The 26,520-nt window shown below is 73.0% G+C and carries 25 protein-coding genes; 21 read left to right on the forward strand and 4 right to left on the reverse strand.

Going from position 1 to position 26,520, the window contains the following annotated elements; genetic code table 11:
* Positions 1 to 130: 130 nt before the first annotated feature.
* The 5 genes from ileS to ndk all read left to right on the forward strand — a co-directional run bounded on the left by ileS (position 131) and on the right by ndk (position 7,065).
* Positions 131 to 3,424 (forward strand): isoleucine--tRNA ligase, encoded by a 3,294-nt coding sequence (gene ileS / locus BLT67_RS12895; RefSeq protein ID WP_092667381.1) that lies wholly within the window; start codon positions 131 to 133, stop codon positions 3,422 to 3,424.
* On the forward strand, positions 3,421 to 4,905 hold the full coding sequence (locus tag BLT67_RS12900) for a bifunctional folylpolyglutamate synthase/dihydrofolate synthase (protein WP_092667382.1): 1,485 nt from the start codon (positions 3,421 to 3,423) through the stop codon (positions 4,903 to 4,905). The genes ileS and BLT67_RS12900 overlap by 4 nt, the downstream gene beginning before the upstream one ends.
* On the forward strand, positions 4,902 to 5,321 hold the full coding sequence (locus BLT67_RS12905; RefSeq protein ID WP_092667383.1) for a DUF4233 domain-containing protein: 420 nt from the start codon (positions 4,902 to 4,904) through the stop codon (positions 5,319 to 5,321). The genes BLT67_RS12900 and BLT67_RS12905 overlap by 4 nt, the downstream gene beginning before the upstream one ends.
* Before the next feature lie 689 nt (positions 5,322 to 6,010).
* Positions 6,011 to 6,316, forward strand: coding sequence for a GIY-YIG nuclease family protein (locus BLT67_RS12910; protein ID WP_092667384.1), 306 nt, complete (start codon positions 6,011 to 6,013; stop codon positions 6,314 to 6,316).
* A 338-nt stretch (positions 6,317 to 6,654) separates the two neighbouring features.
* Positions 6,655 to 7,065, forward strand: a complete 411-nt coding sequence (ndk, locus tag BLT67_RS12915) for a nucleoside-diphosphate kinase (protein ID WP_092667385.1) — start codon at positions 6,655 to 6,657, stop codon at positions 7,063 to 7,065.
* Positions 7,066 to 7,123: 58 nt separating this feature from the next.
* On the opposite strand, the gene BLT67_RS12920 is transcribed toward ndk, so the two are convergent.
* Positions 7,124 to 7,744: a vitamin K epoxide reductase family protein gene (locus tag BLT67_RS12920; protein ID WP_092667386.1), complete on the reverse strand. Its 621-nt coding sequence runs from the start codon at positions 7,742 to 7,744 to the stop codon at positions 7,124 to 7,126.
* Positions 7,745 to 7,786: 42 nt separating this feature from the next.
* Between BLT67_RS12920 and leuE the strand changes: the two genes are divergently transcribed.
* Together leuE and BLT67_RS12930 are read left to right on the forward strand one after the other, a co-directional pair.
* Positions 7,787 to 8,470, forward strand: a complete 684-nt coding sequence (gene leuE, locus BLT67_RS12925; protein ID WP_092667387.1) for a leucine efflux protein LeuE — start codon at positions 7,787 to 7,789, stop codon at positions 8,468 to 8,470.
* Positions 8,471 to 8,660: 190 nt separating this feature from the next.
* Entirely contained in the window at positions 8,661 to 11,237 is a 2,577-nt protein-coding gene (locus tag BLT67_RS12930; RefSeq protein ID WP_092667388.1) for an Rne/Rng family ribonuclease, read from the forward strand.
* A 14-nt stretch (positions 11,238 to 11,251) separates the two neighbouring features.
* On the opposite strand, the gene BLT67_RS12935 is transcribed toward BLT67_RS12930, so the two are convergent.
* Positions 11,252 to 11,521, reverse strand: coding sequence for a DUF4031 domain-containing protein (locus BLT67_RS12935; RefSeq protein ID WP_092667389.1), 270 nt, complete (start codon positions 11,519 to 11,521; stop codon positions 11,252 to 11,254).
* 186 nt (positions 11,522 to 11,707) lie between these two features.
* Here BLT67_RS12935 and rplU point away from each other — a divergent pair, with 186 nt between their 5' ends.
* From rplU to rsfS, 9 genes are all read left to right on the forward strand, one after another.
* Positions 11,708 to 12,016: a 50S ribosomal protein L21 gene (gene rplU / locus BLT67_RS12940; RefSeq protein WP_092667390.1), complete on the forward strand. Its 309-nt coding sequence runs from the start codon at positions 11,708 to 11,710 to the stop codon at positions 12,014 to 12,016.
* A gap of 14 nt (positions 12,017 to 12,030) precedes the next feature.
* Positions 12,031 to 12,285, forward strand: coding sequence for a 50S ribosomal protein L27 (gene rpmA, locus BLT67_RS12945; protein ID WP_092667391.1), 255 nt, complete (start codon positions 12,031 to 12,033; stop codon positions 12,283 to 12,285).
* Positions 12,286 to 12,367: 82 nt separating this feature from the next.
* Complete coding sequence (obgE, locus tag BLT67_RS12950) at positions 12,368 to 13,900, forward strand: GTPase ObgE (protein ID WP_092667392.1); 1,533 nt, start codon at positions 12,368 to 12,370, stop codon at positions 13,898 to 13,900.
* On the forward strand, positions 13,897 to 14,676 hold the full coding sequence (gene proB / locus BLT67_RS12955) for a glutamate 5-kinase (protein WP_092667393.1): 780 nt from the start codon (positions 13,897 to 13,899) through the stop codon (positions 14,674 to 14,676). The genes obgE and proB overlap by 4 nt, the downstream gene beginning before the upstream one ends.
* Positions 14,677 to 14,805: 129 nt before the next feature.
* Positions 14,806 to 16,056, forward strand: a complete 1,251-nt coding sequence (locus tag BLT67_RS12960) for a glutamate-5-semialdehyde dehydrogenase (protein WP_092667394.1) — start codon at positions 14,806 to 14,808, stop codon at positions 16,054 to 16,056.
* 86 nt (positions 16,057 to 16,142) lie between these two features.
* Positions 16,143 to 16,328 carry a hypothetical protein gene (locus BLT67_RS12965; protein WP_092667395.1) on the forward strand — a complete coding sequence of 62 codons (186 nt, stop codon included), beginning with the start codon at positions 16,143 to 16,145 and terminating at the stop codon, positions 16,326 to 16,328.
* Positions 16,329 to 16,338: 10 nt separating this feature from the next.
* Complete coding sequence (gene nadD, locus BLT67_RS12970; protein ID WP_269456968.1) at positions 16,339 to 16,935, forward strand: nicotinate-nucleotide adenylyltransferase; 597 nt, start codon at positions 16,339 to 16,341, stop codon at positions 16,933 to 16,935.
* The gene (locus BLT67_RS12975; protein WP_092667396.1) at positions 16,932 to 18,092 is read left to right on the forward strand and encodes a hypothetical protein; all 1,161 of its coding nucleotides are present in this window, start codon (positions 16,932 to 16,934) and stop codon (positions 18,090 to 18,092) included. Before nadD ends, BLT67_RS12975 begins: the two co-directional genes overlap by 4 nt.
* 14 nt (positions 18,093 to 18,106) lie before the next feature.
* Complete coding sequence (gene rsfS / locus BLT67_RS12980; RefSeq protein ID WP_092667397.1) at positions 18,107 to 18,484, forward strand: ribosome silencing factor; 378 nt, start codon at positions 18,107 to 18,109, stop codon at positions 18,482 to 18,484.
* Between the two features lie 544 nt (positions 18,485 to 19,028).
* Here the strand turns inward: rsfS and BLT67_RS12985 are convergent.
* Positions 19,029 to 19,907, reverse strand: a complete 879-nt coding sequence (locus BLT67_RS12985; RefSeq protein WP_231945510.1) for a VOC family protein — start codon at positions 19,905 to 19,907, stop codon at positions 19,029 to 19,031.
* A gap of 89 nt (positions 19,908 to 19,996) precedes the next feature.
* Here BLT67_RS12985 and BLT67_RS12990 point away from each other — a divergent pair, with 89 nt between their 5' ends.
* Positions 19,997 to 20,584 (forward strand): cyclodeaminase/cyclohydrolase family protein, encoded by a 588-nt coding sequence (locus BLT67_RS12990; RefSeq protein ID WP_157674360.1) that lies wholly within the window; start codon positions 19,997 to 19,999, stop codon positions 20,582 to 20,584.
* 6 nt (positions 20,585 to 20,590) lie between these two features.
* On the opposite strand, the gene BLT67_RS12995 is transcribed toward BLT67_RS12990, so the two are convergent.
* Positions 20,591 to 21,064, reverse strand: a complete 474-nt coding sequence (locus tag BLT67_RS12995) for an Lrp/AsnC family transcriptional regulator (RefSeq protein WP_092667399.1) — start codon at positions 21,062 to 21,064, stop codon at positions 20,591 to 20,593.
* Positions 21,065 to 21,240: 176 nt separating this feature from the next.
* Here BLT67_RS12995 and pdhA point away from each other — a divergent pair, with 176 nt between their 5' ends.
* The 4 genes from pdhA to BLT67_RS13015 are packed head-to-tail and all read left to right on the forward strand — an operon-like array spanning position 21,241 to position 26,516.
* A complete protein-coding gene (gene pdhA / locus BLT67_RS13000; RefSeq protein WP_172802029.1) occupies positions 21,241 to 22,359 on the forward strand; it encodes a pyruvate dehydrogenase (acetyl-transferring) E1 component subunit alpha in 1,119 nt (372 codons plus the stop codon).
* On the forward strand, positions 22,356 to 23,417 hold the full coding sequence (locus tag BLT67_RS13005) for an alpha-ketoacid dehydrogenase subunit beta (protein WP_092667400.1): 1,062 nt from the start codon (positions 22,356 to 22,358) through the stop codon (positions 23,415 to 23,417). The genes pdhA and BLT67_RS13005 overlap by 4 nt, the downstream gene beginning before the upstream one ends.
* Positions 23,414 to 24,823: a dihydrolipoamide acetyltransferase family protein gene (locus BLT67_RS13010; protein ID WP_092667401.1), complete on the forward strand. Its 1,410-nt coding sequence runs from the start codon at positions 23,414 to 23,416 to the stop codon at positions 24,821 to 24,823. The genes BLT67_RS13005 and BLT67_RS13010 overlap by 4 nt, the downstream gene beginning before the upstream one ends.
* Before the next feature lie 4 nt (positions 24,824 to 24,827).
* Entirely contained in the window at positions 24,828 to 26,516 is a 1,689-nt protein-coding gene (locus BLT67_RS13015) for a carboxyl transferase domain-containing protein (RefSeq protein WP_092667402.1), read from the forward strand.
* The last annotated feature ends 4 nt before the right edge of the window (positions 26,517 to 26,520 follow it).

Genomic DNA, 26,520 nt, shown 5'->3' on the forward strand with positions numbered 1-26,520 from the left:
TCCGAACGGGGCAGGCCCGTCACAGCCGGAGCGCCTGCGCAGCTGCAGGCACGAAGCGGCGACCCGAGCGATCGGGCCGCAAGCGGGGTGGTACCGCGCGAGAGCGTCCCCGCATCCGAGGAACGACAGGATGCAGGAGACCGCAGTGACCGATCAGCAGCGCTACCCGCTCTCGAGCGACGAGCCCGTCGTCGCGAGCCCGAACCTGCCCGCCGTCGAGCGCGGCATCCTCGCCTTCTGGAAGGGCGACGACACCTTCCGCGCCTCGGTCGAGCAGCGCAAGGGCTGCGAGGAGTGGGTCTTCTACGACGGCCCGCCCTTCGCCAACGGCCTGCCGCACTACGGCCACCTGCTCACGGGCTACGCGAAGGACGTCTTCCCGCGGTTCCAGACCATGCGCGGCAAGTACGTGCCGCGCGTGTTCGGCTGGGACACGCACGGGCTGCCCGCCGAGCTCGAGGCGATGAAGCAGCTCGGCATCACCGAGAAGGCCGAGATCGAGGCCATGGGCGTCGACGTCTTCAACGGCAAGGCGCGCGAGTCGGTGCTGCGCTACGTGGACGAGTGGGAGGACTACGTCACCCGCCAGGCCCGCTGGGTCGACTTCGACGGCGGCTACAAGACGCTCGACCTCGACTACATGGAGAGCGTCATCTGGGCGTTCAAGACCCTCTACGACAAGGGCCTCGCATACCAGGGCTACCGCGTGCTGCCGTACTGCTGGCGCGACGAGACGCCGCTGTCGAACCACGAGCTCCGCATGGACGACGACGTCTACCAGGATCGCCAGGACACGACGCTCACCGTCACGTTCCCGCTCACGGGCGAGCGGGCGGATGCGCTGGGGCTGTCGGGCGTGCAGGCGCTCGCGTGGACGACGACGCCGTGGACGCTGCCGACCAACCTCGCGCTCGCGGTCGGCCCCGCGATCGACTACGCCGTCGTGCCCGCGGGCACGAACGGCACGACCGCCGGCTCGGGCGCCTTCCTGCTCGCCGCCGACACGGTGCCGGCCTACTTCAAGGACCTCGGCTACGACTCCGCCGAGGAGGCGATCGCCGCGACCGCGCGCACGCTCGCCGGCGCCGAGCTCGCAGGGCTCACGTACGAGCCCCTGTTCGACTTCTTCGCCGACGCATCCGTCTGGGGCACCGAGCACGCCTTCCAGATCCTCGTCGACGACTACGTCGCCACCGGCGAGGGCACGGGCATCGTGCACCAGGCACCCGCCTACGGCGAGGACGACCAGCGCGTCGCGACCGCCGCGGGCATCCCCACGATCCTCTCGGTCGACGACGGCGGGCGGTTCCTCGACGTCGTCGCGCCCGTCGCGGGCCAGCAGGTCTTCGACGCCAACAAGCAGCTCTCGAAGATGCTCAAGGAGGCCGGCCGCGTGCTGCGGCAGGCGAGCTACGTGCACTCCTACCCGCACTGCTGGCGCTGCCGCACGCCGCTGATCTACAAGGCGGTCTCGAGCTGGTTCGTGCGCGTCACCGACATCAAGGACGACCTGCTCGCCGCGAACGAGCAGATCACCTGGGTGCCCGAGAACGTCAAGCACGGGCAGTTCGGCAAGTGGCTCGAGGGCGCGCGCGACTGGTCGATCAGCCGCAACCGCTACTGGGGCAGCCCCATCCCGGTGTGGGTGAGCGACGACCCGAACCACCCGCGCACCGACGTGTACGGCTCGCTCGACGAGCTCGAGCGCGACTTCGGCGTGCGGCCCACCGACCTGCACCGCCCGGCGATCGACGAGCTCACGCGGCCGAACCCCGACGACCCGACCGGCAAGAGCACGATGCGGCGCATCCCCGACGTGCTCGACGTGTGGTTCGACTCGGGCTCGATGCCGTTCGCGCAGTTCCACTACCCGTTCGAGAACGAGCAGTGGTTCGCCGAGCACAGCCCCGCCGACTACATCGTCGAGTACATCGGGCAGACGCGCGGCTGGTTCTACGTCATGCACGTGCTGTCGGTCGCGCTCTTCGGGCGGCCGGCGTTCGAGAACGTCATCAGCCACGGCATCATCCTCGGCGACGACGGCTTCAAGGCGTCGAAGTCGCGCCGCAACTACCCCGACGTCAACGAGTCGTTCGACGCGTACGGATCGGATGCGGTGCGCTGGAACCTGCTGCAGGGCTCGATCCTCAGGGGCGGCAACTTCGTCGTCTCGGAGGAGGGCATCCGCGAGGCGCTCCGGCAGTTCCACCTGCCGCTGTGGTCGACGTGGTACTTCTTCGCGACCTACGCCAACCGCGCCGCCGATGGCGAGCCCTACCTCGCGAAGCACTCCACCGCATCCGACGACGTGCTCGACCGCTACATCCTCGCGAAGCTGCGCGGGACGGTCGAGACCGCGACGGCCGCGCTCGACCGGCTCGACGCGACCGGGGCGACGCTCGCGGTGCGCGAGTTCCTCGACGTGCTCACCAACTGGTACGTGCGGCGCTCGCGCGACCGCTTCTGGGAGGGCGTGGCCGCCGACGGCTCGGGATCCGGCGCCTTCGACACGCTCTACACGGTGCTCGAGACGCTCACGCGCCTCGCCGCGCCGCTGTCGCCGCTCGTGACGGAGGAGGTCTGGCGGGGGCTGACGGGCGGGCGCTCGGTGCACCTGACCGACTGGCCGGATGCGTCGGCGCTGCCCGCCGACGACGCGCTCGTCGCGCAGATGGACGCGGTGCGCTCGATCGCCTCGATCGGGAACGCCCTGCGCAAGCAGGCGCGCAAGCGCGTGCGCCTGCCGCTGCCGACGCTCACCGTGGTCGGCGCGGAGGACGTGACGGCGTTCACGGGCGTGCTGCGCGACGAGCTCAACGTGCGCGAGGTCGTGCTCGAGGCCGCGGGCGACGACGCGCTCGAGCGCTACGGCATCTCGCGCCGCCTGCAGGTCAACGCCCGCGCGGCGGGGCCGCGCCTCGGCAAGGACGTGCAGCAGGCCATCCAGGCGGCGCGCGCGGGCGACTGGTCGGTCGAGGGCGAGTCGGTCGTCGCGGGCGGCATCGGGCTCGTCGAGGGCGAGTACGAGCTCGCGCTCGAGGTCGCCGACGAGACAGCGGCGGTCGGGTTCTTGCCCGGCGGCGGCTTCGTCGTGCTCGACACCGCCACGACGCCCGAGCTCGAGGCCGAGGGCCTCGCGCGCGACGTCGTGCGTGCCGTGCAGTCGGCGCGGAAGGACGCGGGCCTCGACGTGAGCGACCGCATCCGCCTCACCCTCGGCAGCGACGCCCACGGCGTGGCAGCGCTCGAGGCGAACCGCGAGCTCGTGATGGCCGAGACCCTCGCGGTCGAACTCGTGCTCGACCGGGTCGACGACACGATGGGCGAGCTCGCCGACGGCCGCACGGCGCACCGCGTGGGCGACGGCTCGCCGCTCGCGATCGCGCTCGAGCGCGTCGAGGCGCGGGCGGAGGCGCAGGCATGACCGACGACCGGCCGGGCGACGAGCCCGACGTCGACGACCGCATCCTCGAGTCGCTCGGGCACGCCGACGCGGCCCGCGCGGCGTACGAGGCGCTGCTCGAGCGCGCGGGGGAGCAGGCCGTCGAGCCGCGCATCGAGGCGACGCGCCGGGCCGTCGAGCTGCTCGGCGATCCGCAGCGCTCGTTCCGGGTCGTGCACATCACCGGCACGAACGGCAAGGGCTCGACCGCCCGCATCGCCGACGCGCTGCTGCGCGCCCACGGGCTGCGCACCGGCATGCTCACGAGCCCGCACCTCGAGCGCGTCAACGAGCGCATCATGATCGACGGCGAGCCGGTCTCCGACGAGGCGTTCGCGCGCGGCTACGACGACATCGCACCGTTCCTCGAGATGGTCGACGCCGAGCTCGCGGCGAAGGGGGAGCGCCGGCTGACGTTCTTCGAGGCGTTCACGGTGCTCGCGTTCGCGATCATGGCGGATGCGCCGGTCGACGTGGCCGTCGTCGAGGTCGGCATGGGCGGCACGTGGGACTCGACGAACGTGGCCGATGGCGACGTCGCGGTCATCACGCCGATCGCGCTCGACCACACGAACCGGCTCGGCACGACCGTCGGGGCGATCGCGCGCGAGAAGGCCGGGATCATCAAGCCCGACGCGATCGTCGTCTCGGCCGCGCAGGCGCCCGAGGCGCTCGCGGCGCTCGAGGAGCGGGCCGCGGAGGTGGGCGCGCGGCTGCTCGTCGACGGGCGCGACTTCTCGCTCGAGGAGCAGTCGGTCGCGGTCGGCGGGCAGCTCATCAGCGTGCGCGGCCTCGCCGCCGAGTACCTCGACCAGCTCGTGCCGCTCATGGGGGCGCACCAGGGGCGCAACGCCGCGCTCGCGCTCATCGCCGTCGAGGCGTTCCTCGGCGGCGGCGCGCAGGCGATGACGGCGCACGTGCTCGCCGACGGCCTCGCGGCGGCGACGTCGCCCGGCCGCCTCGACACGATCGGCGCGCATCCGCTCGTCGTCATCGACGCCGCGCACAACCCGCACGGCGCGGCGGCGCTGCGCGCGGCGCTCGGGGAGTACTTCGGGCTCGAGCGCGTGACGCTCGTGCTCGGCGTGCTCGCCGGCAAGGACGCCGTCGGCGTGCTCACCGAGCTCGAGCCGGTGATCGACGAGGTCGTGGTGACCCAGTCGACCTCCGAGCGGGCGCTCGACGCCGACGACCTCGCCGCGCACGCGGTCGCGGTGCTCGGTGCCGACCGCGTGCTCGTCGAGCCCGACCTCGCGACCGCGGTCGAGACGGCGCGCGACGCGGCGAGCGACCGCGGCGGCGCCGTCGTCGTGACGGGATCGATCACGCTGCTCGGCGACGTGCTCGCCCAGGCGCGCGAGGCCGGCTGGCTCGTGCGGCCCGATGCGCGCCGCCAGGCGGCGACCGTGCAGCTGGACGCGCCCGAGCTCGAGGAGCAGCTGGGGCTGGAGGAGGAGCAGTGAGCAAGGCCGACCCGACGCCCGAGCCCGCGGAGGCTGCGAAGGCACGTAAGCCGCGCCCGCAGCGGGGCGCGATGGAGGCGCTGCTGCGCATCGTGCACGGCCTGCAGGCATCCGGCATCGCCTTCGGCACGCTCGCGGTGTGGGGCGTGACGCGCGACTGGCCGGCGCCCGTGGCGTTCGCTGCGGTCGGCGTGCTGCTCGTCGCGACGATGCCGCTGCTGCGCCACGCGTGGGGCTGGATCGTGAGCCTCGTCGCGCAGGTCGCGGTCGCGGCGCTGGCCTTCGTCGAGCCGGTGTGGGGCGTCGTCGCCGCCGTGCTCATCGGCCTGTGGCTCTACTGCTTCGCCAAGGCACGCGGCATCGAGCGCTCGCGCCGCGCCGCCGGCCTCGACCCCCGCGGCGCCCCCGGCCAGTAGCCGCCCTGTCCGTAGATCGAGGAGCGCGCGGCCTCCGGCCGCCCGCGTCACGAGATCGAAGGAGCGAGCGGCCCTGTCCGCAGATCGAGGAGCGCGCGGCCTCAGGCCGCTCGCGTGCCGAGATCGCAGGAGCGAGCGGCCCTGTCCGCAGATCGAGGAGCGCGCGGCCTGCGGCCGCTCGCGTCACGAGATCGGAGGAGCGAGTTGCCCTGTCCGTAGATCGAGGAGCGCGCGGCCTCCGACCGCTCGCGTCACGAGATCGCAGGAGCGAGTTGCCCTGTCCGTAGATCGAGGAGCGCGCGGCCTGCGGCCGCTCGCGTCACGAGATCGCAGGAGCGAGCCGCCGGTGCAAGGGGCCTCGTGACGGCAGCGGGCTGCGCCCGCGGCCTCCTCGACCGGCGGGTGAACGGAGCGCGCGACGCGGCAGCTCGCCCTGTCCGCAGATCGAGGAGCGCGCGGCCTCGGGCCGCTCGCGTCACGAGATCGCAGGAGCGAGCGGCCCTGTCCGTAGATCGAGGAGCGCGCGGCCTGCGGCCGCACGCGTCACGAGATCGGAGGAGCGAGCCGCCGGCGCAAGGGGTCTCGTGACGGCAGCGGGCTGCGCCCGCGGCCTCCTCGACCTTCGGGGCCATCCACAGCCGCGACGCCCGCATCCGCGCCCGCTGCACCGCAGCCGCTTCACTGCCGCGATGCCGTTCATGTACATCGTCCGCTGCGCCGACGGCTCGCTGTACGTCGGTAGCTCGTGGGATGCCGACCGACGCGTTGCCGAGCACAACCAGGGCATCGGCGCCGCGTACACCCGCCGGCGACGGCCGGTCGAGCTCGTCTACGCCGAGTGGTTCGACCGCATCGAGGACGCCTACCTGGCCGAGAAGCAGGTGCAGGGATGGGGGAGGCGCAAGCGGCTGATGCTGATCGAGGGGCGGGCGGACGAGCTGCCGGGATCGGGGTCGCGCGCGAGGCGGCGCAAGGGAGGGGAGCCGGTCTCGTGACGCGTTCGGGCTTCGCCCGAGCGCTCCTCGACCTACGAAGTGGGGCGGCGCGAGGGAGGGGAGCCGGTCTCCTAGGAAAAACGTGTACCCCAACACGTTGTTCGCCCATCCAGGGCGCGCGCCAGCGCGCTGAACAGCTCGTGACGCGTTCGGGCTTTGCCCGAGCGCTCCTCGACCTACGAAGTAGGGCGGCGCGAGGGAGGGGAGCCGGTCTCGTGACGCGTTCGGGCTTCGCCCGAGCGCTCCTCGACCTGCCAGGGTGGGCGGCGCGCTCCTCGACGTGCGGAGACCGTCTCGGGCGGCCATCGGGGGCGGCGGCGCTCGGTAGGGTTGCTGGCATGCAGAGCACCCTCGTCCTCATCAAGCCCGACGGCGTCAAGCGCCAGCTGACGGGCGCCATCCTCGCCCGCATCGAGGCCAAGGGCTACGTCGTCACCGACCTGCGGCTCGTGCAGCCCGACCGGGCGCGCCTCGAGGAGCACTACGACGAGCACCGCGGCAAGCCGTTCTTCGAGCCGCTCGTCGAGTTCATGCTCTCGGGCCCGTCGGTCGCGATCCGCCTCGAGGGCGACCGCGTCATCGAGGGCTTCCGCACGCTCGCCGGTACGACCGACCCGACGACCGCGGCTCCCGGCACCATCCGCGGCGACTTCGGCCGCGACTGGGGCCTCAAGGTGCAGCAGAACCTCGTGCACGGCTCCGACTCCGAGGAGTCGGCCGCGCGCGAGCTCGCGCTCTGGTTCGACTGAGCGAGTCGTCTCGATACGCCCCTTCGGGGCTACTCGACGACCGCAGCGCACCCGTCGGTCAGAAGCCGCTGAAGAGGAACCGGGGGATGCCGGGCAGCACGACCATGATCGTCACCACGACGATCACGGCGAGCGCGAGCGAGAGCACCCAGCCCCACGACGAGACCTTCGCGGCGGTGCGGCGGAGGCCGCTCGGCGCCGGCAGCGCGCCGGAGCCGAAGCCCCACACCCACAGAGGGAACGACATGGCGTACATCGCCATCCACACCAGGAAGCACCAGGGGCACACGAACCCGAGGAAGAAGATCGACTGCTGGGCGAGCCACAGCACGAACACGAGGCCGCCCAGCACGCCGATCGAGAAGACCGTCCACACCCAGCGCGGCATCGCGACGCGCCCGAGCGTGAGCGCCCCCATGATGATCGGAGCCGGGAACGCCATGAGCCCGATGAACGGGTTCGGGAACCCGAACGCGGAGCCCTGCGCCGACTCCATCGCGCCTGAGCAGGTCAGGAACGGGTTGAGGTCGCAGCCGAGCGTGTGCTGCGGATCGAGCAGCAGCTCGACGCGCTCGACCGAGAGCGAGAACGCGCCGAGCAGCCCTGCGGCTCCCGTGACGATGAGCAGGACGCCGAGCCAGATCGGCGCGGCGTGGACCGCAGGGCGAGTGTCGTTCATGAGACCTCCTGCGCATCATTCAACCAGCGGGCGAGGCCTCCGATGAGCCTCGACGCCGCGACGCTGGCGGCATTCATAGGCGGCGTCATCGTCATCGTGCTGCTGCCGGGCGCCAACAGCCTCTACGTCGCGACGACGGCGCTGCGCGGCGGGCGCCCGGCCGGCTTCCGCGCGATGCTCGGCGTCTTCCTCGGCGACGCGATCCTCATGGTGCTCGCCGTGCTGTCGGCGCAGGCGCTCTCCGCCAACCCCGTGATCTACCGGATCCTCATCTGGGCGGGCGCCGCCTACCTGTGCTGGCTCGCGCTCGGGCTCGTCCGCAGCGCCGTGGCGCGCATCCGCGCGAAGCGGCGCCGCACGGCCGAGCCCGCCCCGACCGAGAACCCGACGCATCCGCTCACCGCCCCCAACCCGATCATCGCCCAGCCGCGGCTCGCGCCGTTCCGCACCGCGCTCGTGACGAGCCTGCTCAACCCGAAGGCGATCCTGTTCTTCGCGTCGTACTTCGTGCAGTTCATCGACCCGGATTCGCCGACGCCGCTCGGCGACCTCGCGGTGCTCATGCTCATCCTCGAGGTGTGCTCGGCCGCCTACCTCACGCTGCTCGTGCTCGTCGGAGCGCGCATCGGCAAGCGCGTGCAGCCGCAGGGCTGGCTCGCGATCGTCGGCACGCTCGTGGCGGCGGCGGCGTTCGTCGCGCTCGCCGTGCGCGTCGTGGTTCCCTGACCGCCTCGCGCGCGTGCGGTAGACTGCACCCCAGCGCGCCCGACGGGCGCACGCACAGGTTTTTCCGGGCGGCGAGACTGGCCCGGGCCGCCCCCGCGAGGGGGTGACAGGGAGGATTCGCACGGGGCACGCCCCGATCGCGAGCGAGATGGTGACCGGCGGCGCCGGTCGCGACAGGAGTACGCCAGCGATGGCCGACAACACCACAGCCCCCGAGGGCACCCAGCCGGCGGAGCACGCCGAGCAGACCGAGATCGAGACGCAGCAGGCACCGGCGCCCGAGGCTGAGCCCGCGGCCGCCGAGAAGCCCAAGCGCAAGCGCGTCTCGACGCGCAGGAAGGCGCCCGCCGAGGCGCAGGCGACGGATGCGTCGGCCGACGCGGCCGTCGACGCCGCGGCCGAGCACGGCACGGCCGGCGCCGCCGGCGCAGCGCCCGTGGAGACGGGGGAGCAGCCGTCCGCCGCAGAGGTGCCCGCCGCGCCGCCCGCGGCAGCGCTGCCCGGGGAGGCCTCGCAGCCCGCCGCGCCCGCCGCGCAGCCGCGCGCCGACCTCGCACCGGGCGAGCTCGAGCCCGGCCACGAGCCCGGCCTCACCGACCCCGCGACGTCGGCTCCCGACGCGGCCGAGGCGGACGCATCCGCCACCGATGCCGACGACCCGCTCGCCGCCGCGATGGTGCTGCCCGAGGTGCCGGAGGGCCCCTTCGGCCTGCTGTTCCACGCGCCCGACCTCTCGGCGCTGCCGACGCTGCCCTCGCTGCACGTCGACGACGACCGCGAGGACGACGACGAGGATGACGACGAGTCGCAGCGCGGCTCGCGCCGCTCGCGTCGGTCGCGCCGCTCGCGCCGCACCGTCGAGGACGAGAAGCCGCTCATCACCGAGCCGCAGAAGGTCAAGGGCTCGACGCGCCTCGAGGCCAAGCGCCAGCGCCGCCGCGAGGGCCGCGACGCCGGCCGCCGCCGCACCGTGGTGACCGAGACCGAGTTCCTCGCCCGCCGCGAGGCGGTCGAGCGCCAGATGATCGTGCGCTCGAAGCACGACCGCGTGCAGCTCGCCGTGCTCGAGGACGGCGTGCTCGTCGAGCACTACGTCGCGAAGTCGTCGGAGTCGAGCCTCATCGGCAACGTCTACCTCGGCCGTGTGCAGAACGTGCTGCCGAGCATGGAGGCGGCCTTCGTCGACATCGGCCGCGGCCGCAACGCCGTGCTCTACTCGGGCGAGGTCGACTGGGACGCCGCCGAGCTCGAGGGCCAGCCGCGCAAGATCGAGCTCGCGCTCAAGCCCGGCGACACCGTGCTCGTGCAGGTCACGAAGGATCCGGTCGGCCACAAGGGCGCCCGCCTCACGAGCCAGATCTCGCTGCCTGGCCGCTACCTCGTGTCGGTGCCCGGCGGCTCGATGAACGGCATCTCGCGGAAGCTCCCCGACACCGAGCGCGCGCGCCTCAAGAAGATCCTCAAGCAGGTGCTGCCCGACGGCGTCGGCGTCATCGTGCGCACCGCCGCCGAGGGCGCGACCGAGGAGCAGCTGACGAACGACGTCGAGCGCCTCACGCGCCAGTGGGAGCGCATCCAGCAGCAGAAGCAGTCCGGCAGCGCCCCGCAGCGCCTGCACGCCGAGCCCGACCTGCTCGTGAAGATCGTGCGGGATGTCTTCAACGAGGACTTCCACAAGCTCGTCATCCAGGGCTCCGAGGCGCTCAGCACCATCCGCGAGTACCTCGAGGCGATCGCGCCCGACCTGCTCGACCGCGTCGAGGCGTTCGAGGGCGACGACGACCCGTTCGACCGCTTCCGCATCGCCGAGCAGATCGACAAGGCGCTCGACCGCAAGGTGTGGCTCCCCTCCGGCGGCTCGCTCGTGATCGACCGCACGGAGGCGATGACGGTCGTCGACGTTAACACCGGCCGCTTCGTCGGCGCGGGCGGCAACCTCGAGGAGACGGTCACCAAGAACAACCTCGAGGCGGCCGAGGAGATCGTGCGCCAGCTGCGGCTGCGCGACATCGGCGGCATCATCGTGATCGACTTCATCGACATGGTGCTCGAGTCCAACCGCGACCTCGTGCAGCGCCGCCTGATCGAGTGCCTCTCGCGCGACCGCACGAAGCACCAGGTCGCCGAGGTCACGAGCCTCGGGCTCGTGCAGATGACGCGCAAGAAGCTGGGCCTGGGCCTGCTCGAGTCGTACTCCGAGCCGTGCGAGGTGTGCGCGGGCCGCGGCATCATCGTGCACCACGAGCCGATCGCCAAGCCGCAGCGCGCGCAGGGCGAGAGCGGCGGAGGCAGCGGTCGCCGCCGCGGCCGCGGCGGCGGCAAGGGCGAGCAGCAGCAGCACCAGCAGGCGCCGCAGCAGCAGACCAACGGCGGCGGCACGCACGCGATCACCGAGGACATGCGCAAGGGCCTGTCGCAGATCGCCTCCGCCGCGAAGGGCAAGCCCGCCGAGCACCACGAGCAGCAGGCCCACGAGCAGCCGGCCGCCGAGCAGCGCGACGCGGCCACGAAGTCGGGCATCGTCGAACCGTCGAAGCAGGCGGTCGAGGCGGTCGCGGCCGAGCCGGTCGTGACGATCCTCGACATCCCGGTCGAGCCCAAGCAGGAGCCGCAGGCGCCTCGCACGAGCGCCGACCTCGACGGGCTGCTCGGCAGCGCGCTCGACGCCCTCGCGGCGCCCGCGCCCGGCACCGGCAAGGCGGCCCGCCGCTCGCGCCGCGCCTCGTCGGGCGTCATCACCGCGAAGCCGGAGGACGACGCGCGCTGATGGCCGGCGGGCGGTCAGTGCCGCCGGTCGCGCTCCTTCACGCGCAGCCCGCTCGCGATGAGCCGGCGCACGAGCTCCTTCGGGGGCACGTGCTCGGCGCCCATCGCGACGAGCGAGGGTACGCGCTCCTCGGGCACGTCGTAGTGGTCGTGGTCGAAGCCGCGCTCGGGGATGCCGGCGCGGCGCGCGAACTCGTGCAGCTCGTCGAGGCTCGTGTCGCTCACGAGGTGCGCCCACATGCGCCCGTGCGCGGGCCAGAGCGGGTCGTCGACCAGGATCGCCATCCCGCCACCGTAGCCCGCCCGCGACGCGCGCGTGCGGCCGGCGGATGCGCGACGCGCGGGGCGGTCGTGTTGACCGAGGGTGCTCGGTGCCTGTATCGTTGTTCGCTGGCGCAAGTCGCACTATCGCGCGCGCCGCAAGCTTCGTCCCGACCCGGTCGGGAGTCGTTCCAACAGTGAGGATCCAACGTGGTGTACGCAATCGTGCGCGCCGGCGGCCGGCAGGAGAAGGTCGAGGTCGGCTCGGTGCTCGTCGTCGACCGCATCGCCGGTGACGACAACGGCAACGTCGAGCTCGCCCCCGTGCTGCTCGTCGACGGCGACAAGGTGACGTCGGACGCCGATGCGCTCGCCAAGGTGAAGGTGACCGCCGAGGTCGTGACCGACCTGCGCGGCCCGAAGATCCGCATCCAGCACTACCGCAACAAGACCGGCTACAAGCGCCGCATGGGCCACCGCTCGGAGCTCACGCGCCTCAAGGTCACCGAGATCAAGTAAGGGGCTGACCAGACATGGCACACAAGAAGGGCGCATCGTCCACCCGCAACGGTCGTGACTCGAACGCGCAGCGCCTCGGCGTGAAGCGCTTCGGCGGCCAGGTCGTCAAGGCCGGCGAGATCATCGTCCGCCAGCGCGGCACCCACTTCCACCCCGGCGCCGGCGTCGGCCGCGGCGGCGACGACACCCTGTTCGCCCTCGAGGCGGGCTCGGTGGAGTTCGGCACCAAGGGCGGCCGCAAGGTCGTCAACATCGTCGCCGCGCAGTAGGCGACGCCGCTGACGCGGACACACGATTTCCGGAACGGGGCGGGCTTCGGCTCGCCCCGTTCTCGTATCTGAGGAGGCATCCATGGCGACGTTCGTCGATCAGGTGACGCTGCACCTGCGCGCCGGCAACGGTGGCCACGGCTGCGTCTCCGTCAAGCGAGAGAAGTTCAAGCCGCTCGCCGGCCCCGACGGCGGCAACGGCGGCGACGGCGGCGACATCGTGCTCGTCGCCGACCCGCAGGTCACGACGCTCCTCGGCTACCACCGCTCGCCGCACCGCACGAGCGAGAACGGCCAGCCGGGCATGGGCGACCACCGCTCGGGCACCACCGGCGCCGACCTCGAGCTGCCGGTGCCCGTCGGCACCGTGGTGCGGGATGCGCAGGGCGAGCAGCTCGCGGATCTCGCGCACGCGGGCATGCGGGTCGTCGTCGCCGCGGGCGGCCAGGGCGGGCTCGGCAACGCCGCGCTCTCGAACCAGAAGCGCCGCGCCCCTGGCTTCGCGCTGCTCGGCACGCCCGGCTTCGAGGGCGACGTCACGCTCGAGCTCAAGACCGTCGCCGACGTGGCGCTCGTGGGCTTCCCGAGCGCCGGCAAGTCGAGCCTCGTCGCCGCGATGAGCGCCGCGCGGCCGAAGATCGCCGACTACCCGTTCACGACGCTGCACCCCAACCTCGGCGTCGTCGAGTCGGGGCAGACGCGCTACACGATCGCCGACGTGCCGGGCCTCATCGAGGGCGCGAGCGAGGGCAAGGGCCTGGGGCTCGAGTTCCTGCGGCACGTCGAGCGCGCCTCGGCGCTGCTGCACGTGATCGACTGCGCGACGCTCGAGCCGGGCCGCGACCCGGTGAGCGACCTGCAGGTCATCCTGCGCGAGCTCGAGGCGTACGACGTGCCCGCGGGCCACACGCCGCTGCTCGAGCGGCAGCAGCTCGTCGCGCTCAACAAGATCGACGTGCCCGAGGCCGAGGAGCTCGCCGAGTTCGTTCGCGCCGACATCGAGGCGATGGGCTTCCGCGTCTTCGAGATCTCGACGGTCGCCCGCAAGGGCCTGCGCGAGCTGTCGTTCGCGCTCGCCGAGATCGTCGAGGCCGACCGCGCCGCCAAGGCCGTCGAGCCCGAGCCCGAGCGCATCGTGCTGCGGCCGAAGGCGATCGACGACGCCGGCTTCGAGATCAAGGTCGAGGGCTCGCACGAGGGGCCGGTCTACCGCATCCTCGGCGCCAAGCCCGAGCGCTGGGTCGCGCAGACCGACTTCCGCAACGACGAGGCCGTCGGCTACCTCGCCGACCGCCTCGCGAAGCTCGGCACCGAGGAGGCCCTGCTGAAGGCTGGTGCCGTCGCGGGCGCGACCGTCGTGATCGGCCCGGGCGCCGGCATCGTCTTCGACTGGGAGCCGACGATCGCCTCCGCCGCCGAGCTCGTCGGCAACCGCGGCACCGACCCGCGCCTCGACCAGAGCTCGCGCCGCACGACGCAGGAGCGCCGCGACGAGTACCACCGCCGCATGGACGCGAAGCAGGCCGCCCGCGACGACCTCGCGAGCGAGCGCGAGGCGGGCCTCTGGAACGACGACGAGGGCTTCGAGGTGCAGCGCTGGGACGAGGAGGCATGACGACGCTCGACCGCGCCGCGGCCGAGCTGATCGTCATCAAGGTCGGCTCCTCGTCGATCTCGGGCGAGCGCCGCGGCCAGATCGAGCCGCTCGTCGACGCGCTCGCCGCCCTGCACCGCACCGGCCGCGTCATCCTCGTCTCCTCCGGTGCGATCTCGACCGGGATGCCGTTCCTCGGGCTCGACGAGCGCCCCGCCGACCTGCCGATGCAGCAGGCGGCCGCGGCGGTCGGGCAGAACGTGCTGATGAACCGCTACCAGCGCAGCCTCTCGCGCCACGAGGTGATCGCGGCGCAGATCCTCCTCACCGCATCCGACATGGACATGGACTCGCACCGCGTCAACGCGCGGAACGCCCTCGAGCGCCTGCTCGAGCTGCGGATGCTGCCGATCGTCAACGAGAACGACACGGTCGCGACGCACGAGATCCGCTTCGGCGACAACGACCGGCTCGCGGCGCTCGTCGCGAAGCTCGTCGGCGCCGACCGCCTCATCCTGCTGAGTGACATCGAGGCGCTGCGCACGGCGCCGCCGGGGGAGCCGGGCTCCGAGCCGATCGGCGTCGTGCCCTACGGCGACCCGCTCGAGGGCGTGCGCCTCGGCGCATCGGGCTCGCACATCGGGTCCGGCGGCGCGATGACGAAGGTGGATGCGGCGAGGCTCGCCGCCGACGCCGGCGTGCGCGTGACGGTCACCGCGACGCCGCTGCTCGCGCGGCTCGTCGCGGGGGAGCGGCTCGGCACCGAGTTCGAGCCGAACCCCGCGCCCGAGCGCTGAGCGGCGGGCGGCTGGCCGAACGGGCGCGTGTTGCGCGGTGCCGATCCGGTGGGCGTGCGGGGACGTGCGGAAGCCGGGGCGGGCCGGCCGGGCCGAGCCCAGCATCCGCCGCGGCCTAGGATCAGAGGCATGGCCGACGACGACTTCGAGCAGCTGCTGACCGCATCGCAGCGCGCCGCGCGCGCGCTCGGCGTCGCCCCTGCCGAGCGCCGCCACGCGGCGATCCAGGCAATCGCCGAGGCGATCGAGCGCTCCGCCGGCGCCATCCTCGCGGCCAACGCCGAGGACATCGCGCGCGGTCGCGAGAGCGGTCTCGCCGAGGGGCTGCTCGACCGCCTGCTGCTCGACGACGCCCGCATCGCCTCGCTCGCCGCCGCGGCGCGACAGCTCGCCGAGCTGCCCGACCCGGTCGGCGAGGTGCTGCGCCACCGCACGCTGCCCAACGGGCTCGACCTCACCGAGGTGCGGGTGCCCTTCGGCGTGATCGGGGTCATCTACGAGGCGCGCCCGAACGTCACGGTCGACCTCGCGTGCATCGCGCTCGGCTCCGGCAACGCGGTCGTGCTGCGCGGCGGATCGGCCGCCGAGCGCACGAACGCCGTGCTCGTCGAGGCGATGCAGGGCGCGATCGAGGGCGCCGGCCTCCCGCGCGAGTCGGTGCAGACGATCGACCGCTTCGGCCGCGACGGCGCCGGCCGCCTCATGCGCGCCCGCGGCCTCGTCGACCTGCTCGTGCCGCGCGGCAGCGCCGCCCTCATCGAGCGCGTCGTCACCGAGTCGACGGTGCCGGTCATCGAGACCGGCGCCGGCGTCGTGCACGCCTTCGTCGACCGTGCCGCCCAGCTGCCGATGGCGCTCGAGATCGTGCTGAACGCGAAGGCGCAGCGCACGAGCGTGTGCAACGCGCTCGAGACGGTGCTCGTGCACCGCGAGATCGCCGAGACCGCCGTCCCCGCGCTCGCGGAGGCGCTCCGCGAAGCAGGCGTCACCGTGCACGCCGACGCGCCGCTGCCGGGCGTCGAGGGCGCCGAGCCGCTCGGCGAGGGCGGCTGGTCGACCGAGCACCTCTCGATGGACATCGCGATCGGCGTCGTCGACGACCTCGACGCCGCGATCGAGCACGTCAACCGCTTCGGCACGCACCACACCGACACGATCGTCACCGACGACCCGGATGCGGCGGGCCGGTTCCTCGCGGAGGTGGACTCGGCGGTCGTGATGCACAACGCATCCACGCGCTTCACCGACGGCGGCGAGTTCGGCTTCGGCGCCGAGGTCGGCATCTCGACCCAGAAGGCGCACGCGCGCGGCCCCATGGGCCTGCCGGAGCTCACGAGCACGAAGTGGATCGTGCGGGGCACCGGGCAGGTGCGGGCCTGAGGGGCCCCGCCGCCGCATCCCGCCGCATCCGCCGCATCCCGCCGCGCCTGAGCCCGCCGCCCCGCCGACCGCGCTAGGCTGGAGGCATGCACCTGCTTCTGCTCGCGACCGCCGCTGAGGCCGAATCGGCCGGCGCCGAGTTCGCCCCCTACATCGCTGGCGCGATCACCGCTTCGGTCTTCATCATCTCGGCCATCGTGCTGCGCTCCTTCCGCGACGTCGCCCACCGCTCCGCCGGCAACGCGACGACCGCCGCCGACCCGCACCACTGACGCCCGGCTCGTGGCAGACCGCCGCCGCCGCCTCGGCATCATGGGCGGCACCTTCGACCCCATCCATCACGGTCACCTCGTGGCCGCGAGCGAGGTGGCGCAGCACTTCGAGCTCGACGGTGTCGTCTTCGTGCCGACCGGAGAGCCGTACCAGAAGCGCGCCGTCTCGTGGAGCGAGCACCGCTACCTCATGACGGTCGTCGCGACCGCGTCGAACCCGCGCTTCACCGTGAGCCGCGCCGACATCGAGCGCAGCGGGCCCACCTACACGATCGACACGCTGCGCGACATGCGCGCGCAGCACCCCGACGCCGATCTCTTCTTCATCACGGGTGCGGATGCGTTCGCGTCGATCGTCGAGTGGAAGGATGCGGACGAGCTCTGGCAGCTCGCGCACTTCGTCGCGGTCACCCGCCCGGGGCACCAGCTCTCGTTGTCGGAGTACCCCCGCGAGCGAGTCTCACTGCTGGAGATCCCCGCACTTGCGATATCCTCGACCGATTGCCGAGCGCGCGTCCGCGCCGGGTATCCCGTCTGGTATCTCGTGCCCGACGGGGTGGTTCAATACATCAGCAAGCACGATCTGTACCGGAGACTGTCAGCATGACCGACGCGAACGAGGATCGGCCGCTCACGCGGCGGGAGCTTCGCGCGCGCGAACGCGCTGCTGAGCTCGCCAAGTCGGGCGGCACGCCGCCCGTGCCCGACGCCGAGCAGCGTCGCGCAGCCGACGAGATGCCCGCGCGCGTCGGCCGCCACTCCACGCCGAGCGTGCCTGCGGCCGAGTCCGACGTGCGCGCGCTCGACGCGCAGACCGCGGCGCCCGCGCGCCCCGCTCCGGCGGCGCCGCAGCAGGACGACACGGCGACCAAGCCGATCGGCCGCTTCTTCGGCCGCAAGAAGGACAAGGGCGGCGACGTCACCGAAGCGACCGTCGCCATGGAGCGCGTCGACCCGGCCGCGCAGGGCCTCGACATCGTCGAGGCGCAGCTGCACGAGCCGCCCGCTCCCGCGTCGCCCAGCGCGCCCGGCCGCGGTGGCGCATCCGTGCCCGCGCCCTGGTCGGCGCGCCGCTCGAGCGCGCAGATCGACGACGTGCAGGGCCTCGACACCGTCGACGACGCCCAGGTCGACTCGCTCGAGATCGACGAGGTGCTCGTCGAGCAGCCGCGCGTCTCGTCGCGCCGCATCGCCGACGTCACGCCCGCCGAGCTCGAGGACCGCCGCGCCAAGCAGGCCGACGCCGACGAGATCATCGTCACCGGGCCGAGCCGCGGCCAGTCGCAGCGCCTGCCCGTCATCGTCAACGTCGTGCCCGACACCTCCGAGCACCACATCGCCGACCTGCGCGAGCAGGGCGTCGCGGGCTCGGGCGGTGCATCGACGTCGTCGATCACCGCGAACGCGCTCGTGCTGCCCGCCGGGAGCGAGAGCCCCGACTTCACGCTCGAGGGCGACGACGGCCTGCTCGTCACCGGCTCGATCGACGTGCCCGACGGCTTCGCCTCGAGCGGCCGCGGCCGCGCCTCGATCGACGGCAACGACGTCGACTCCGATGTCGCCGAGGGCGAGGTGTCGAGCCCCGAGACGGCGCCGGTGCGCGCCTCGAAGGCGGTCTCGTCCTACGCGAACGCACGCGTGCAGATCGCGCCGCAGAAGCAGCGCTCCAACGCCTGGCCCGTCGCGATCGGCGTCGGCGCCGGTGCGTTCGTGGTCGGCGTCGGCGGCGTGCTCATCTGGGCGCTGACCCAGGGGATCCTCTGAATGCAGCACACACGATGAGCGCGGACGACAAGGCGATCGCGCTCGCGCGCGCCGCCGCCCGCGCGGCGGACAGGGCACTCGGCGTCGACCAGGTGGCGCTCGACGTGTCGGGGCAGCTGCCGCTGACCGATGTGTTCCTGCTCGTCACCGGCCGCAACGAGCGTCAGGTGAGCGCGATCGCGCGCGAGATCGAGGATGCGCTGCTGCTCGAGGGCGCGAAGCCCGTGCGGCGCGAGGGCCGGGCGGACGGCCGCTGGGTGCTGCTCGACTTCTCCGACATCGTCGTGCACATCTTCCACGAGGAGGAGCGCACCTACTACCAGCTCGAGCGGCTGTGGCGGGATGCGCCCGTCGTCGACCTCGAGCTGCCCGAGCACCCCGCCGCGCCGTAGGTTGAGGAGGCCGCGAGCCGTCCCCGCAGGTTGAGGAGGCCGCGAGCCGGAGGCTCGCTGCCGTCACGCAACCGGAGGGTCAGCGAACCGCTCCTCCGTCTCGTGACGCGTGCCGGCTGCGCCGGCGCGCTCCTCGACCAGCGGACAGAGCGGCGAGGAGCCCCGCAGGTTGAGGAGGCCGCGAGCCGGAGGCTCGCTGCCGTCACGAAACCGGAGGGTCGGCGGTTCGCTCCTCGGTCTCGTGACGCGTGCCGGCTGCGCCGGCGCGCTCCTCGACCAGCGGACAGGGCGGCGAGGAGCCCCGTAGGTTGAGGAGGCCGCGAGCCGGAGGCTCGCTGCCGTCACGAAACCGGAGGGTCGGCGGTTCGCTCCTCGGTCTCGTGACGCGTGCCGGCTGCGCCGGCGCGCTCCTCGACCAGCGGACAGAGCGGCGAGCCCCCACCACCCTCGTCCAGTAGCGCGACGCAGTCGCGCGTATCGAGACCCTGGCGTGCGTCTCGATACGCGCCTACGGCGCTCCTCGACGAGCGGAGAAGACGCGGCGCTACGCCGCCGGCGTCAGCGTGATGACGTTCGCCCAGGGGTCGTCGAAGCGCAGGCTGCGGCCGTCGTCGGCGACCGCGACGCCCTTCGCCGTGAGCCGCTCGCGGGCCGCGCCGAGCGCATCCGCATCGGGCACCCGGATCTCGACCCGGCCGAGGCCGAGGGTGTCGGCGCGACGGCTGGCGCCGCGCGAGTTCCACACGTTCATCGCCATGTGGTGGTGGTAGCCGCCGGCGCTCACGAAGAGCGCCGTGTTGCCGAGCGAGGTGGTCTCGGCGAAGCCGAGCGCGTCGACGTAGAACGCGCGCGCCGTGTCGACGTCGCCGACCTGCAGGTGCACGTGGCCGACCTTCGCCTCGATCGGCGCGGTCGCCGACTGGCCGGCGCCGAACGCGCCGCGGTCGAGGTGCTGCTGCACGAAGCGGTTGGGGTCGATGAACTCGGTGGTCATGTAGACCTGGCCGTTCGACCAGTGCCACTGGTCGCGGGGCCGGTCGACGTAGAGCTCGACGCCGTTGCCGTCGGGGTCGGCGAAGTAGAACGCCTCGGACACGTGATGGTCGCCGGTGCCGGCGAACTGGATGTTGGGGATCTGCGTCATCCGCACGACGGCGGCCGCGAGGGCGGCGTGCGTGGGGTAGAGGATCGCGGTGTGGAACAGGCCCGCGTCGGCGGGGTTCGGGCCGCGCAGGTCGGGCGCCTCCTCGAGCACGAGGATCGTGCGGCCGTCGACGCCGAGTTCGACGACGCCCGGGCGCTCGGCGACGTGCTCGAGGCCGACGCCGGCGGTGTACCAGTGCACGAGCCGCGACAGCTTCGCGGTCTTCAGCATCACAGGCCCCATGTCGGTGGCGTCGGGCAGCAGGTCGATCGTGGTCATGGCATCCCTTCCGGTGGATGCAACGCCCCGGCGCACCGGGCATTCCGAACGCCGGGCATTCCGAGCCGCCCCGGCTACGCTCGCCGACCATGAGCGAGAGCCTGTGGTCGCTGCCCGCCGAGGCGCTGCTGCGCCGCACCGCGTCCGATGAGCCGGCCCCCGGCAGCGGCGCGGCCGCCTCGGTCGCGGGCGCCTTCGGCCTCGCGCTCGTCGTGAAGGCGCTCGTCATCACCGACGACGACGGATGCGCTGCGGTGCGCGCGCGGGCCGAGGCGCTGCTCGAGCGCGTGGTCGCGTCGGCCGACCGCGACGCCGAGGCGTTCGCTGCGCTCGTCGAGGCGCGCGGGGCGGAGGCCGACGATGGCGGCAGCGACACGGCGACCGACGCCGCGACCGCGCGGGCCGCCGCCGTGCCGCTCGACCTCGCCGACGCGCTCGTGGAGGCGATCGCGCTCGCCGAGGCGGCGGCGCCGCTCGTGAAGGAGGCGCTCGTGAGCGATGCGCGCGCGGGCGCCGAGCTGCTGCGGGCGGCCGCGCGCACGGCGCTGCTCGCCGCGTCGCTCAACGTCGACGCGCTCGAGTCGCGCGACGCGTCCGGGGCGGGGGAGCTGCGCACGACGACCACGCGCCTCGACGACGCCCTGCGCCCGAGGGACGCCGCCCCGGAGCGCCCCTAGGAGCGCCTAGCGCCGCCCCAGGTCGCGCTCGAGCACGGGTGCCAGGCGGAAGGGGATGAGCTCGCCCATCGACAGCCACGTCTCGGTGCGCTCGACGCCGTCGCACGCGAGCACGAGCTTGTTGACGCGGTAGAGGTCCTCGGCGTCGCGGCACACGACCCGCACGAGCACATCCGCCTGACCGGAGAGCCCGAAGGCCTGCACGACCTCGGGGATCTGCCGCAACTGCTCGACGACCTCGTCGATGCGGGGCTGGTCGACGTGCGTCGCCATGAAGACCGTGAGCGGGTAGCCGAGGGCCGCCGCGTGGAACCTGCGGTCGAAGCCCTGCAGCGCATCCGACGCCTCGAGCGCCGCGACCCGGTTCTGCACCGTGTTGCGCGCGAGGCCCAGCTGCTCGGCGATCGCGGCGTTCGTGATCCGCGGATGCCGCGTGAGCTCGAGGAGGATCCTCCGGTCGGTGTCATCGACGATGCGCATGGTGCGCAATCTAGCGCAGGTGCGGCGCGCGAGGAATGCGCTCGATGCGCAGCAAGCGTGTCGCTGATTGCGCGAAGTGCGACTCGGGGCTAGCGTGACTGCACAGACCCGCGGGCGACCCCGCTCCGCGGATCCGACCGGCGCCCACGAAGCGCTTCGAACGAGGAGGTTCGACCGTGTCGATCACCGTGCCAGCCCCCGACCCCGAGCTCGCCGTCGGCCTCGACTGCCCGCTGACCGTGCTCGACCTCGACGGCACCCGCCTGCCGAACGAGCTGCTCGACCCGCACCTCACCGACATCGACGAGCACGCGCTCACGAACCTCTACGTCGACCTCGTGCGCGTGCGCCGGCTCGACACCGAGGCGTTCGCGCTCACGCGCCAGGGCCACCTCGTGCTGTGGCCGCCGCTGCTGGGCCAGGAGGCCGCGCAGGTCGGCCCCGCCCGCGCGCTCGCGCCGCAGGACTGGGTGTTCGGCTCCTACCGCGAGCACGGCTTCGCGCTGCTGCGCGGCGCGGACATGGCCGAGTTCGCGCGCATCTGGAAGGCGTACGCGCACGGCGGCTGGGATCCGCAGGAGATCCGCATGGCCCCGTCGCAGATCATCATCGGCGCGCAGACGCTGCACGGCACCGGCTACGCGATGGCCGCGAAGATGGACGGCGCCGACGAGGTCGCGCTCACGACCTTCGGCGACGGCGCGACGAGCGAGGGCGACGTCAACGAGGCGCTCGTGTGGGCCTCCGCGTTCCAGGCGCCCGTCGTCTTCCTCTGCCAGAACAACCAGTACGCGATCTCCGAGCCCGTCGCGGTGCAGTCGGGCGTGCCGCTCGCCCTGCGCCCCACCGGCTTCGGCATCCCGTCGATGCGCGTCGACGGCAACGACGTGCTCGCGATGCACGCCGCAGCCCGCATCGCCTTCGACCGCGCCCGCAGCGGCGGCGGCCCCACCTTCATCGAGGCCGTCACCTACCGCCGCGGCCCCCACACGACGACCGACGACCCCAAGCGCTACCGCGACGAGGCCGAGGTCGAGGCGTGGACGGCGAAGGACCCGATCGACCGCGTCGAGCGGGCGCTGACCCGCATGGGCGCGAACATGGACGCCGTGCGCGAGGAGGCGAAGATCCGCGCCGACGAGCTCGCGAAGGAGTTCCGCGCCGCCGCCGAGCACGCCGAGCCGCCGGCCGCCGACGAGATCTTCGACAACGTCTACGCGCAGCCGACGAAGCGCCTCGAGCGCCAGCGCCTCGAGCACCGCGCGTTCCGCAGCAGCATCGAGGGAGCCCAGTGAGCACCGCCACCACCGCCAGCACCACCACGGGCACCGAGACCCTCACCCTCGCGAAGGCCGTCAACGCCGCCCTCGCCGACTCGCTCGAGGACGACGACCGCGTGCTCCTCATGGGCGAGGACATCGGCAAGCTCGGCGGCGTCTTCCGCGTCACCGACGGCCTGCAGGATCGCTTCGGCCCGCAGCGCGTGATCGACTCGCCGCTCGCCGAGTCGGCGATCATCGGCACCGCGATCGGCATGAGCTACCGCGGCTTCCGGGTGGTCGCCGAGATCCAGTTCGACGGCTTCATCTACCCGGCGTTCGACCAGATCGTCGCCCAGGTCGCGAAGCTCCGCTACCGCTCGAAGGGGCGCGTGACCATGCCCCTGACGATCCGCGTGCCCTACGGCGGCGCGATCGGCTCGGTCGAGCACCACTCCGAGAGCCCCGAGTCGTACTTCGCGCACACCGCGGGCCTCCGCGTCGTCACCGCATCCACCCCCCAGGAGGCGTACTCGACGCTGCGCGCGGCGATCGCGAGCGACGACCCGGTGCTGTTCTTCGAGCCGAAGGGCAAGTACTACACGAAGGGCGAGGTCGACCGGTCGATCGTGCGCGACCTCGAGACCGCGCACGTGGTCGCGAGCGGCCGCGACGTGACGATCGCCGCCTACGGGCCGACCGTCGACACGGCTCTCCGCGCCGCGGTCGCCGCCGCCGACGAGGGCATCGAGGTCGAGGTGATCGACCTGCGCTCCATCTCGCCGCTCGACGTCGACACCGTCGTCGAGTCGGTGCGCCGCACCGGCCGGCTCGTCGTCACGCACGAGGCGCCGAACGAGTCGTCCGTCTCGGCCGAGCTCATCGCCTCCGTCGCCGAGCGGGCCTTCCAGCACCTCGAGGCCGCACCCGAGCGCGTCACCGGCTACGACACGCCCTACCCGCCGTCGGCCGTCGAGCACGACTACCTGCCGAGCCTCGACCGGCTGCTCGACGCGGTCGACCGCACCCTCGGCCGCCGCAACTCGCGCACCGGGCTCGACTACGCATCCGTCACGACTGGGGGCGCCCGATGAAGACCTTCCTGCTGCCCGACCTCGGCGAGGGCCTCACCGACAGCGAGATCGTCGCCTGGCGCGTCGCCGAGGGCGACACCGTCGAGCTCAACCAGCCGCTCGCCGACATCGAGACCGCCAAGGCCGTCGTCGAGCTGCCGAGCCCCTACGAGGGCCGCATCGCCAAGCTCTACGCGGGCGAGGGCGAGACGGTCGACGTCGGCGCCCCGCTCATCGACTTCGACCTCGGCGACGACGCGGGCGCTCCGGCCCCGACGACGGATGCGTCGGCCCCGGCCGCGCAGGCGGGTGCGGCGGCCGAGACGGCCAAGCGGGCCACGCCCGAGCAGGCTCCGTCCGGCCAGGCTCCGTCCGACCAGGCACCGGACGCGCCCGGTCCCGTCGGCGACGAGCCCGACGTCGTGACCGCGCCCGCCGCCGCTCCCGAGGAGAACGTCGCCGCGCAGGCGGAGGCCGCCTCGGGCGCCGACGCGAAGCCCGAGAAGGTCTCGGTGCTCGTCGGCCACATCACCGTCCATGGCGGCAAGCCCACGCGCGCGAAGCGCACGTGGGAGGCCGAGCCGTTCGTGCGGCAGGAGCAGCGCGGCCCCAACCGCGCGATGCCGCCGGTGCGCAAGCTCGCGAAGGATCGCGGCATCGACCTGCAGTCGGTGCGCCCCTCGGGCGCCGACGGCCTCGTCACCCGCGCCGACGTCGAGGGCCACGGCACCGCATCCGCCGCGCCCGCGGCAGCGCCCGCCTCGACGCGCGAGAAGGTCACGGGCCTGCGGAAGCACACGGCCGCCGCGATGACGCAGTCGGCGCTCACCGTGCCGCACGCGGCGACGTTCCACCAGGTCGACGTGACCGAGACGCTCGCGCTCGCGAAGGGCGGCGACGCGTCGTTCCTCGCGCTCGCGAGCCGCGCGATCCTGCTCGCCGCGAAGCGCTGGCCCGACGTGACGGCCGCGTTCCACGCCGACACGAACGAGCTCGAGCGCTTCGCGCACGTCAACCTCGGCATCGCCGTCTCGACCGATCGCGGCCTCGTGGTCGCCTCGATCGACGAGGCCGAGGCGATGGATGCGGTCGAGCTCACCGCGCAGATCAAGGACCGGGCCGTGCGGGCGCGCGAGGGCAAGCTCACGATGGAGGAGCTGACCTCGTCGAACATCACGATCTCGAACGTGGGCGTCTTCGGCGTCGACGGCGGCATCCCGATCCTGAACCCGGGGGAGTCGGCGATCATCGCGCTCGGCGCGATCCGCAAGCTGCCCTGGAACCTCGACGGCGAGATCGTGCTGCGCGACGTGTGCACGGTGACGGTGTCGTTCGACCACCGGGTGCTCGACGGCCGCGAGGCCGCCGGATTCCTCGCCGACATCGCCGCGGTGCTGGAGAAGCCCAGCCTGGCGCTGGCACGGTAGGGGCATGCACGCACTCACGAGCCACGTCGACGTCACCGCCGACGCGGCGAAGGCCAACCGCGCCGCCATGGAGGCGCTCGTCGCGCAGCTGCGCGAGCGCCTCCGCACCGCGGCGCTCGGCGGTCCCGAGGCGAGCCGCGAGCGGCACGTCGCGCGCGGCAAGCTGCTCGCGCGCGAGCGCATCGACCGGCTGCTCGACCCCGGGAGCCCCTTCCTCGAGGTCGCGCCGCTCGCGGCGTGGGGCGTCTACGGCGACCCCGCCGAGGGTGAGCCCGGCGACGCGCCCTCGGCCGGCATCGTCGCCGGTATCGGCCTCGTGCACGGCCGGCACGTGATGGTCATCGCGAACGACGCGACCGTGAAGGGCGGCACCTACTACCCGCTCACGGTGAAGAAGCACCTGCGCGCGCAGCAGATCGCGCGCGAGAACCGCCTGCCGTGCATCGCGCTCGTCGACTCGGGCGGCGCGTTCCTGCCGATGCAGGATGAGGTGTTCCCGGACCGCGAGCACTTCGGCCGCATCTTCTTCAACCAGGCGCAGCTCTCGGCGCAGGGCATCCCGCAGCTCGCGGCCGTCATGGGCTCCTCGACCGCCGGCGGCGCCTACGTGCCGGCGATGAGCGACGAGACGGTGATCGTGCGCGAGCAGGGCACGATCTTCCTCGGCGGCCCGCCGCTCGTGAAGGCCGCCACCGGCGAGGTGATCGACGCCGAGTCGCTCGGCGGCGGGCAGCTGCACGCCGAGGTCTCGGGCGTCGTCGACCACCTCGCCGACGACGACGAGCACGCGCTCGAGATCGTGCGCGATATGGTCGCGGCGCTCCCGCCCGAGGATCGCGCCGCGCAGCCGGGCGTCGTGCCCGCGAAGCGGCAGGCGTTCGGCTGGTTCGCGTACGCGCCGCTCAGCGCGCTCGAGGACGACGCGGCCCCGGCGGTCGACCCTTCGACGCTCTACGACGTCGTGCCGCCCGACCTGCAGACGCCCTACGACGTGCGCGAGGTGATCGCGCGCATCGTCGACCGCAGCGAGTTCCACGAGTTCAAGGCCGGCTACGGCGACACGCTCGTCACGGGCTTCGCCGAGCTGCACGGCCACACGGTCGGCATCGTCGCCAACAACGGCGTGCTCTTCAGCGAGTCGGCGATGAAGGGCGCGCACTTCATCGAGCTGTGCGACCAGCGCGGCGTGCCGCTCGTGTTCCTCCAGAACATCACCGGCTTCATGGTCGGTTCCGAGGCCGAGCGCGGCGGCATCGCCAAGCACGGCGCCAAGATGGTCACGGCCGTCGCCACCACGCGCGTGCCCAAGCTCACCGTCGTCGTCGGCGGCTCCTTCGGCGCCGGCACCTACTCGATGTGCGGCCGCGCCTACGACCCCCGGTTCCTGTGGCTGTGGCCCAACGCCCGCGTGAGCGTGATGGGCGGGCCGCAGGCCGCATCCGTGCTCTCCACCGTCAAGCGCGAGCAGCTCGAGGCGGCGGGGCAGGAGTGGTCGGCGGATGCGCAGGCCGAGTTCGAGCGCCCGGTGCGCGAGCAGTACGAGCGGCAGGGCAACCCCTACTACGCGTCGGCCCGGCTGTGGGACGACGGCGTGATCGACCCGGCCGACACCCGCCGCGTGCTCGGCATGGCGCTCGACGTCGTGACCGCCGTGCCGCTGCCCGAGCCGCGCTTCGGCGTGTTCCGGATGTGATGGG

This window comes from Agrococcus carbonis (genome assembly GCF_900104705.1).
Lineage (GTDB): Bacteria > Actinomycetota > Actinomycetes > Actinomycetales > Microbacteriaceae > Agrococcus > Agrococcus carbonis.

Excerpts from the sequence above, each read along its gene's own strand:
- ileS (WP_092667381.1), top strand. The coding sequence starts at position 131 with ATGCAGGAGACCGCAGTGACCGATCAGCAGCGCTACCCGCTCTCGAGC.
- BLT67_RS12900 (WP_092667382.1), top strand. The coding sequence starts at position 3,421 with ATGACCGACGACCGGCCGGGCGACGAGCCCGACGTCGACGACCGCATC.
- BLT67_RS12910 (WP_092667384.1), top strand. The coding sequence starts at position 6,011 with ATGCCGTTCATGTACATCGTCCGCTGCGCCGACGGCTCGCTGTACGTC.
- ndk (WP_092667385.1), top strand. The coding sequence starts at position 6,655 with ATGCAGAGCACCCTCGTCCTCATCAAGCCCGACGGCGTCAAGCGCCAG.
- BLT67_RS12920 (WP_092667386.1), bottom strand. The coding sequence starts at position 7,744 with ATGAACGACACTCGCCCTGCGGTCCACGCCGCGCCGATCTGGCTCGGC.
- leuE (WP_092667387.1), top strand. The coding sequence starts at position 7,787 with ATGAGCCTCGACGCCGCGACGCTGGCGGCATTCATAGGCGGCGTCATC.
- BLT67_RS12930 (WP_092667388.1), top strand. The coding sequence starts at position 8,661 with ATGGCCGACAACACCACAGCCCCCGAGGGCACCCAGCCGGCGGAGCAC.
- BLT67_RS12935 (WP_092667389.1), bottom strand. The coding sequence starts at position 11,521 with ATGGCGATCCTGGTCGACGACCCGCTCTGGCCCGCGCACGGGCGCATG.
- rpmA (WP_092667391.1), top strand. The coding sequence starts at position 12,031 with ATGGCACACAAGAAGGGCGCATCGTCCACCCGCAACGGTCGTGACTCG.
- obgE (WP_092667392.1), top strand. The coding sequence starts at position 12,368 with ATGGCGACGTTCGTCGATCAGGTGACGCTGCACCTGCGCGCCGGCAAC.
- proB (WP_092667393.1), top strand. The coding sequence starts at position 13,897 with ATGACGACGCTCGACCGCGCCGCGGCCGAGCTGATCGTCATCAAGGTC.
- BLT67_RS12960 (WP_092667394.1), top strand. The coding sequence starts at position 14,806 with ATGGCCGACGACGACTTCGAGCAGCTGCTGACCGCATCGCAGCGCGCC.
- BLT67_RS12965 (WP_092667395.1), top strand. The coding sequence starts at position 16,143 with ATGCACCTGCTTCTGCTCGCGACCGCCGCTGAGGCCGAATCGGCCGGC.
- BLT67_RS12975 (WP_092667396.1), top strand. The coding sequence starts at position 16,932 with ATGACCGACGCGAACGAGGATCGGCCGCTCACGCGGCGGGAGCTTCGC.
- rsfS (WP_092667397.1), top strand. The coding sequence starts at position 18,107 with ATGAGCGCGGACGACAAGGCGATCGCGCTCGCGCGCGCCGCCGCCCGC.
- BLT67_RS12985 (WP_231945510.1), bottom strand. The coding sequence starts at position 19,907 with ATGACCACGATCGACCTGCTGCCCGACGCCACCGACATGGGGCCTGTG.
- BLT67_RS12990 (WP_157674360.1), top strand. The coding sequence starts at position 19,997 with ATGAGCGAGAGCCTGTGGTCGCTGCCCGCCGAGGCGCTGCTGCGCCGC.
- BLT67_RS12995 (WP_092667399.1), bottom strand. The coding sequence starts at position 21,064 with ATGCGCATCGTCGATGACACCGACCGGAGGATCCTCCTCGAGCTCACG.
- BLT67_RS13010 (WP_092667401.1), top strand. The coding sequence starts at position 23,414 with ATGAAGACCTTCCTGCTGCCCGACCTCGGCGAGGGCCTCACCGACAGC.
- BLT67_RS13015 (WP_092667402.1), top strand. The coding sequence starts at position 24,828 with ATGCACGCACTCACGAGCCACGTCGACGTCACCGCCGACGCGGCGAAG.